The sequence below is a fragment of the Halobaculum gomorrense genome, assembly GCF_900129775.1.
GTDB classification, from domain to species: domain Archaea; phylum Halobacteriota; class Halobacteria; order Halobacteriales; family Haloferacaceae; genus Halobaculum; species Halobaculum gomorrense.
Map to the genome: position 1 here is coordinate 200,038 of NZ_FQWV01000001.1, position 7,581 is coordinate 207,618.

Sequence of the window (7,581 nt, forward strand, 5' to 3'; positions counted from 1 at the left end):
GAACCGCAAGACAGCTCCTGTTTCACAGGTCCTTCATATGAACAGAAGGCACACATCAAAGCCATCCTCCGAGGTTGTGCGTCAGTCAGAGGTCGCGCTCGACCCGGACTCTCCGGTCTCGATGCTGCCGAGTTCGGGCGCCGCGTCGTCGCCGCGGGCCGAAAGCAGCTTCCCGACGACGACGGCCGCGACGTAGATTGCAACGGCGACGAGGACGATGACGCCCCCGGCGGTCGCCTCGCCGTAGTAGGCGGCACCGATGCCGAGCAGGACCGCCAGCTCGGCGAGCACCACGGAGATCAGCAGCGACCCCGTGAAGCTCCGGGACACCTGCGCGGCGCCGGCGACCGGCACGACGAGCATCGCGGCGACGAGGATGACGCCCATGATCTGCATCGCGCCGACGACGACCAGCGCGGTGAGCATCACCATCACACGGTTGTACCAGGCGACGGAGATCCCCGACACCTCGGCGGCCGTCTCGTCGAACGTGACGTACAGCAGTTGGTTGCGGGTGAGCGCGACCGTGGCGACGATGATCCCGAACAGCACGAGGAGGATGGCGGCGTTCTCCGCCGACACCGTCGCGAGGTTGCCGAACAGGTACTGGTTGATCCCGACCGCGAGACCGCCGGCGTTCAGGCTGATCAGGACGGTCCCGAGGGCGAACCCCGTCGAGAGGACGATCGCCATCGACACGTCGTTGTACGCGTCGGTCGTCTCTGAGATCACCTCGATCAGGAGGGCGGCCAGTACCGCGACGACCACGGCCGTGAGGTACGGTGAGACGCCGAGGCTGAGCACGCCGTTGAGGAACAGCCCGACGGCGACGCCCGCGAACGCGGTGTGCGCGAGCGCGTCGCCGATGAGTGCCAGCTGCCGGTGGACGAGGAAGGTCCCGATGAGCGGCGCCATCACGCCGATACAGAGCCCGACGAGGATCGCGCGGTGCATGAACCCGTACTGGAGCAGTCCGATCCCTGTGGCGTCCCCGAGCGCGCCGAGCAGCAGCGACCACAGGTCGAGGAGGGCGTAGATCGGCGCGAGGACGGGGTCCAGCGGGCTCCCCTTGGACTGGAGGGGAAGCCCCGGGAACGCGGCGAACAGCGCCGCCACGCCGACGGGGAGCGTCATGAGCTCTCTCCGTCGCTACCGGCGGGGCCGACGGCGGTGCCGAACGCCCGCGCGAGCGCGTCGCTGTCGACGAACTCGTCGGTCGGGCCATCGAAGTACACCTCGCGGTTCAGACAGATCACGCGCTCGGCGTGGTCGGTGACGGCGCCGAGGTCGTGCTCGATGAGGAGCACGGTGATCCCGTCGTCGTTGAGCGCCGCCAGCAGGTCGTAGAACGCCTCGACCGACTCGGCGTCGACGCCGACGGTGGGTTCGTCGAGCACGAGCAGGTCCGCCTCCCCCGCGAGCGCGCGGGCGATAAACGCCCGCTGGCGCTGGCCGCCCGAGAGCTTCGTGATCCGGCGGTCAGCGAACTCGCGCATACCGACCGTGGCGAGTGCCTCGTCGACGATCCGCCAGTCGTCGGCCGACAGCCTGCCGAAGCCGACGTGTGCGAACCGCCCCATCTTCACCACCTCGCGGACGGTGATCGGCATCTCCTTTGCGGCGCTGGCGTGTTGGGAGACGTAGCCGACGCGCTCACCGTCGTCGAAGGCGTGGGCCGGCTCGCCGAACAGGCGCGCGTCGCCGTCGTCGGGCCGGAGCAAGCCGAGCATGAGCTTCATGAGCGTCGACTTGCCCGAGCCGTTCGGGCCGACGACGGCGACGTACTCGCCCGCCCCGATCGCCAGGTCGATGTCCTCGACCACGGGCGCGGCAGTGTAGCCGAACGTCGCGTCCGACAGCTCGATCACCGTGCCGCCCTCGCCGTCGGCGTCCGGAGCCGTCCCCTGTCCGTTGCGCTCGGCGGCGACGCGTGCCATGTTCTCGCTCGCGCTCATTCGAAGTTCCTCCACTCTTGGTTCCACCCGTCATAGCCGGCCTCCTCGGGCGGCGTGTTCCCGAGAACGACCTCGAAGGTGGGCATGTTGATGTTGTCCGCGATCTCCTCGTACCCCCACTCGTTCTCGACCCAGTCCTCGCGGACGCCCGCGTACGGCGTGACCGGATAATACGCCTCCACGTCCGTCTCGGCGATGAGCTGTTTCGCCGGGCGGCGCGTCTCGAAGACGCCCGCGCCGATGTAGCGGATGTCGTTCTCGTCGATGACGCGCTTGGCCTCGACGATGTCCGACGGCTTCACGTCACCGCTGGCGGCGAGGTTGACGACGAGCGGGCGCATCTGCACCCCGTAGCGGTCGGCGATGTACTGGAAGGCGTTGTGGGCCGCCAGCTGGACCACGTCGCGCCCGGCGGCCTCGAAGACGGCTTCGTAGTCGGCGTCGATGCGGTCGAGCACGTCGGCCCCGTACGTCTCGGCGTTGTCGCGGAGCGTGTCCTCGTGGTCGGGCGCGAGTTCGACGAACCCCGCCGTGATGTTGTCGACGGACTGCTTCGCCCGCCGCGGGTCGAGCCAGAAGTGCGGGTCCCGCCCGCGCCCCTCGCCGACGCCCTCCTCGTCCGGATCGAGGCTGTCGGCCAACGGGATCAGGTCGACCCCCTCGCGGACGTTGATGAGCTGCGTGTCCACGTCGTCGTCCTTCAGCGTCTGGATGGCGCGGTCGGCCCACGGTTGGAAGTCCGTGCCGACGTGGATGAACGCGTCCGCGTCGACGATGTCACGGGTGACACTCGCGTCGGGTTCCCACCCGTGCCCGTGCAGCCCGGTTGGGACGAGGTTCCGTACCGTAATCGGGGTGTCCGCCGCCACCTTCCGGGCGAAATCATAGAAGCTGAAGAAGGAGGCGACCGCGACCGGACCGTCGTCGCTCCCCCCGCCGTCGGTCCCGCCGGTGTCGCCGCCGCTTCCTGCCGCACCGCCCAGACAGCCGGCGAGCCCCGCCGCGGCGAGGCCGACGCCCCCCGCGAGGAACCGCCGTCTGGTCGTTCCCGGCGAACCCGCCGGGTCGCGTGTGTCGGTCATACTCACCCGTACGAGGGTGTCCGAACAGTATAGTTGTTACGAACAAAAGTAAAGATTAGATTAGTCTAATTCACCAGCGATCGTGGACGTGCTCCGCCACGTACTCCTCGTACACGTCGCGGACGGCGCCGTGGAGGCGGTGCGGGAGGGAGTCGAGGTCCGCGGCGGCGACGTTGCTCTCGATGTGCGCCGGGGAGGTGGAGCCGGGGATGACCGTCGAGACGGCGTCGAAGTCGAGAATCCACCGGAGCGTGAACTGCGGGAGCGTCAGTTCCTCCGGGACGTGCGGCTCCAGCGCCTCGACGGCGTCGACGCCGGCATCCAGCGGAACGCCGGCGAACGTCTCGCCCACGTCGAACGCCTCGCCGTCGCGGTTGAAGTTGCGGTGATCGTTCTCGGGGAACTCCGTGTCGCGGTCGATCGTTCCGGTCAACAGCCCCGAGGCGAGCGGCACACGGACGATGACGCCCACGTCGCGTCGGGCGGCCTCCTCGAAGAACAGCTCAGCCGGGCGCTGTCGGAACGGGTTGAATATCAGCTGCACCGTCTCGACGCCGGGGTACTCGATCGCCTTGAGTCCCTCCTCGACGCGCTCGACGCTGACGCCGTAGTGATCCACCTTCCCGCGTGCCCGCAAGTCCGCGAGCGCGTCGAACACGTCCGGCTCGTAGTACACGTCCGTCGGCGGACAGTGAAGCTGGAGCAGGTCGAGGGTGCCCTCGCCGATGTTCTCATGGGAGCGGTCGACGAACCGTTCTAAGTTCTCCGCTGTGTATCCCGCTGCCGTGTGCGGATCGAGCCGGCGTCCGGCCTTCGTCGCGACTGTCACCTCGTCGTGGGCGTCGCGCTCGTCGAGCACGTGCCCGATGTGCCGTTCGCTGCGGCCATCGCCGTACACGTCGGCCGTGTCGAGGAAATCGACGCCGGCGTCGAGCGCGGCGCGGACGGCCTCGCGGCCCGCCTCGTCGGACACGTCGCCCCAGTCGCCGCCGATGTTCCACGTGCCGAGTCCGACTTCGGTCACCTCGCCAACGTCGCCGAGTTCGCGGTAGCGCATACGGGCAGGGTCGCCGGCGACGTGTAAGACGGCTGGGGTCGCGGCACCGGCGGCGGCGCCTCGATCGCCGCCCGGACGACGGGCGTCCGGCTGACGCTCGACCGGACGCGAGCCGGACTGTGGGATAGATTGATATGCACCCTGTCGAAACGGGACCGGTATGAGTAAGATAACCTTCCGCGCGGACGCGGACCTCGTCGACCGCCTCGAGGAGCTCGAGGGGTCGAAAAGCGAGGTCATGCGGGAGGCGCTCCGCGAGTACCTCGACGACGCCGAGGCGCGGAGCGACGCGGCCGACGCCGCCGGATGGCGGACCGACGCCGGGACCGACGGCGATGTCGCCGACTCGTTCGACGACGCGCTCGCGGCTCGCGTCGACGAACTGGTGACGGCTCGACTCGACGAGGCGTTCGCCAGCACGGGCTCCCCCGATTCCGTCCGCGCCGACCGGTCACGCCCGTTCGGAGTCCCGGGCGGCACACGCAGCGCCACACCGGCGGTGAACCTCACGGTGAACGTCGACGGCGCCGGCGCCGCGGTCGAGCAGGAAGAGCCCGCAGAACGCGTCGACCCGTCCGGCTCCGACGAACCGGTCTCGGGCGCGGACGGTGGCACGCCGGCAGGCGGTAGCTCCGGCGCCGACGACGCGGCGTCTGACGCCGGGGCGCGAAGCTGCGCGCAGTGCGGTGAGGACGTGGCCGACGACCACGTGTTCTGTCCGAACTGCGGCGAGAAGACGACGCGGCGCCTGTTCTGCGAGTGTGGCGACGAGGTCCGCTCCGACTGGGCGTTCTGTCCGGGGTGCGGTCGTCGGACGCCCGCGGCCGACGTGCTCGACGCGACGTAAGACACCGCGCCATCTCGTCGTCCGAACCACGACGGCGTAAGACAACGTGGCCGGCCATGTCATACAACCGGCGATATCTTTATATATAATCGGTATATTGGTAGTGATGCGTAAGACGACTCGTCTTACAGGCGGGGTCGGAGCGGGGAAACTCCGGCCGCGACCCGTGAGGGCACGCGTATGTGTGCTGTCGTCTTACCGGGGGAATGATACAATGGAGCGTGTGACACTACGAATCCCGAAACAGCAGATCGAGGAGGTCGAACAGATGGTCGAGACGGGGGAGTTCCCGAATCGCAGCGAAGCGATCCGCTCCGCCGTCCGCGACATGCTCAACGAACAGGCCGACACGTCCGGCGAGCGCACGCGCGGCGAGCGCAGTAAGCGCAGTTGGGCCAAGGTGTAACGATGCAGGACATCGTTCAGGACGCGCTGGCGAACGCGGAGGCCGAGCAGCGCAACATGGAGGCGGTCGGCGACGACGACGACGAGTTCGGGGAGCCCCGGATCGTCATCGTCGGCGCGGGCGGCGCCGGGAACAACACCATCAACCGGCTGTACAACATCGGCGTCGACGGTGCGGAGACCGTCGCGATCAACACCGACAAGCAGCACCTCAAGATGATCGAGGCTGACACGAAGATCCTCGTCGGCAAGTCCCTCACACAGGGGCTCGGCGCGGGCGGTGACCCCTCGATGGGCTCGCGCGCCACCGAGATGGCGCAGGGGACGATCAAGGAGGTGCTCGGGGACGCGGACCTCGTGTTCGTCACCGCCGGCATGGGTGGCGGCACCGGTACCGGCGCGGCGCCGGTCATCTCGAAGATCGCCAAAGAGCAGGGCGCTATCGTCGTCGGCATGGTGTCGACGCCGTTCAACGTCGAGCGCGCCCGCACGGTGAAAGCCGAGGAAGGGCTCGAGGAGCTCCGCAACGAGGCCGACTCGATCATCGTCCTCGACAACAATCGCCTCCTCGACTACGTCCCCAATCTGCCGATCGGGAAAGCGTTCTCGGTGATGGACCAGATCATCGCCGAGACGGTCAAGGGCATCTCGGAGACCATCACCCAGCCGTCGCTCATCAACCTGGACTACGCGGACATGTCCACGATCATGAACCAGGGCGGCGTCGCGGTGATGCTCGTCGGCGAGACCCAGGACAAGAACAAGACCCAGGAGGTGGTCAACGACGCGATGAACCACCCGCTGCTGGACGTGGACTACCGCGGCGCGTCGGGCGGCCTCGTCCACATCACCGGCGGCCCCGACCTCACGCTGAAGGAGGCTGAGGGCATCGCCGACAACATCACCGAGCGCCTCGAAGCGAGCGCAAACGTGATCTGGGGCGCGCGTATCCAGGAGGAGTACAAAGGGAAGGTCCGCGTCATGGCGATCATGACCGGCGTCCAGAGCGCGCAGGTGCTCGGCCCGAGCACGCAGAAGCAGGCCGACAAGTCGCGACAGAGCATCGAGGGCGGGGAGGCGTCGGAGCTCGACTTCGACGCGAAGTCGAACGCGGAGACCAACGGACAGGAGGCCGCCTGGCAGTCCGACGGCGGCCGCGAGCGGTCGAACGAGCGGAGCAACGGGCTCGACGTCATCCGATAACCTCGTCGGGTCGTTCTTCGGACCGGCCGACCGCGTTCGGCCCTCTCGTTTACACTCGCCCGGAGTGGAACCGACTATTCGATACGCGAAGCCACCTCGACGCCGCGCTCGACGTGTTCTCGCCGTTTACGCGACGTGGGATCGGTCACACGGTGTACGACGGACCGGTCTCGGGGTCACAGCGGGTTCGGCCCGGTCAGTGATTCGACGAACTCCCGCTTCCACCACCACGCGGTGGCTCCCGCGCCGTGGTCGCTTCTGAGTCTCCGTCGAACGCCCTCGACGAACTCGTCCCGGTCGATGTCGAGGTGGCGTATCTCGCGGGCGACGAGTTTGACGAACGGTCGGCGTTCCTCTCGACCGGATACGATCCCGTTCAGAACCGCGGCGGTGTGTGCCGCGAGGTCCGCCTCGCCGCTCTCGCCGACATCGAAGTTCCGCAACTGGTGTGCGTACGCGAGAGATACGATCTGTGCTTCCGGCATCAAGTGCGATACCGCGCTTCGAAACAGCGGTGTCGGCGAGGTCGACAGCCCGATGGCGCGGAAGTACATCGACGCGAGGAAGTCGACCTCCTCGGCCAGCGACTCATCGACATCGAGTTGTCGGAAAGCATTCCATAGCACGTCGAACCCGTCGACGAGCGCATCGGAGCGCCGGTCCCCCCGCTGGAGTGCCGCCTCGAACCGGATCAGCCATCGGGGAATCGCCGGATCCGAGCCCTCGGCCACCATCCGAACGACCGCCGTGTGGTACACCGCGGCCACCGCGGGTTCCTCGTGTTCGAACACGGGACTCTCGCGCGCACTCCGTTCGGCGACGCCGATCCAGTCGTCGACCTCGGCGGGGTCGTAGTCGTCGGCCAACTTCTTGAGCGCCATGGAGTAGACGTTCTCCACGAACGTCTCGCGGTCGAATTGGCGTGCGTCTTGGGCGACGAGTCGTTGGATGCGGGTGATCCAGTCGTCGACCTCGGCGGGGTCGTAGTCGTCGGCCAACTTCTTGAGCGCCATGGAGTAGACGTTCGGGGAA

General features: G+C 67.8%; 8 protein-coding genes. 3 read left to right on the plus strand and 5 right to left on the minus strand.

Annotated elements, in window-relative coordinates; all coding sequences use genetic code 11:
* Positions 1-81 precede the first annotated feature (81 nt).
* From BUE16_RS00970 to BUE16_RS00985, 4 genes are all read right to left on the minus strand, one after another.
* Positions 82-1,134: a metal ABC transporter permease gene (locus BUE16_RS00970; protein WP_079991435.1), complete on the minus strand. Its 1,053-nt coding sequence runs from the start codon at positions 1,132-1,134 to the stop codon at positions 82-84.
* Positions 1,131-1,955: a metal ABC transporter ATP-binding protein gene (locus BUE16_RS00975; protein ID WP_073306554.1), complete on the minus strand. Its 825-nt coding sequence runs from the start codon at positions 1,953-1,955 to the stop codon at positions 1,131-1,133. The genes BUE16_RS00970 and BUE16_RS00975 overlap by 4 nt, the downstream gene beginning before the upstream one ends.
* A complete protein-coding gene (locus BUE16_RS00980; RefSeq protein ID WP_073306555.1) occupies positions 1,952-3,037 on the minus strand; it encodes a metal ABC transporter substrate-binding protein in 1,086 nt (361 codons plus the stop codon). The genes BUE16_RS00975 and BUE16_RS00980 overlap by 4 nt, the downstream gene beginning before the upstream one ends.
* Positions 3,038-3,107: 70 nt before the next feature.
* A complete protein-coding gene (locus BUE16_RS00985; protein ID WP_073306556.1) occupies positions 3,108-4,094 on the minus strand; it encodes an aldo/keto reductase in 987 nt (328 codons plus the stop codon).
* Between the two features lie 160 nt (positions 4,095-4,254).
* Here BUE16_RS00985 and BUE16_RS00990 point away from each other — a divergent pair, with 160 nt between their 5' ends.
* From BUE16_RS00990 to ftsZ, 3 genes are all read left to right on the plus strand, one after another.
* Complete coding sequence (locus BUE16_RS00990) at positions 4,255-4,941, plus strand: double zinc ribbon domain-containing protein (protein ID WP_073306557.1); 687 nt, start codon at positions 4,255-4,257, stop codon at positions 4,939-4,941.
* Positions 4,942-5,155: 214 nt separating this feature from the next.
* Positions 5,156-5,347 (plus strand): ribbon-helix-helix domain-containing protein, encoded by a 192-nt coding sequence (locus tag BUE16_RS00995; protein WP_073306558.1) that lies wholly within the window; start codon positions 5,156-5,158, stop codon positions 5,345-5,347.
* A 2-nt stretch (positions 5,348-5,349) separates the two neighbouring features.
* The gene (gene ftsZ, locus BUE16_RS01000) at positions 5,350-6,549 is read left to right on the plus strand and encodes a cell division protein FtsZ (RefSeq protein ID WP_073306559.1); all 1,200 of its coding nucleotides are present in this window, start codon (positions 5,350-5,352) and stop codon (positions 6,547-6,549) included.
* 176 nt (positions 6,550-6,725) lie between these two features.
* Here the strand turns inward: ftsZ and BUE16_RS01005 are convergent.
* Positions 6,726-7,581, minus strand: an 856-nt coding sequence (locus BUE16_RS01005) for a hypothetical protein (RefSeq protein WP_234972304.1), incomplete at its 5' end; no start/stop codon positions are given.

What these genes read in the sequence shown, in the direction of transcription:
- BUE16_RS00970 (WP_079991435.1), bottom strand. Translation starts at nt 1,134, where the DNA reads ATGACGCTCCCCGTCGGCGTGGCGGCGCTGTTCGCCGCGTTCCCGGGG.
- BUE16_RS00975 (WP_073306554.1), bottom strand. Translation starts at nt 1,955, where the DNA reads ATGAGCGCGAGCGAGAACATGGCACGCGTCGCCGCCGAGCGCAACGGA.
- BUE16_RS00980 (WP_073306555.1), bottom strand. Translation starts at nt 3,037, where the DNA reads ATGACCGACACACGCGACCCGGCGGGTTCGCCGGGAACGACCAGACGG.
- BUE16_RS00985 (WP_073306556.1), bottom strand. Translation starts at nt 4,094, where the DNA reads ATGCGCTACCGCGAACTCGGCGACGTTGGCGAGGTGACCGAAGTCGGA.
- BUE16_RS00990 (WP_073306557.1), top strand. Translation starts at nt 4,255, where the DNA reads ATGAGTAAGATAACCTTCCGCGCGGACGCGGACCTCGTCGACCGCCTC.
- BUE16_RS00995 (WP_073306558.1), top strand. Translation starts at nt 5,156, where the DNA reads ATGGAGCGTGTGACACTACGAATCCCGAAACAGCAGATCGAGGAGGTC.
- ftsZ (WP_073306559.1), top strand. Translation starts at nt 5,350, where the DNA reads ATGCAGGACATCGTTCAGGACGCGCTGGCGAACGCGGAGGCCGAGCAG.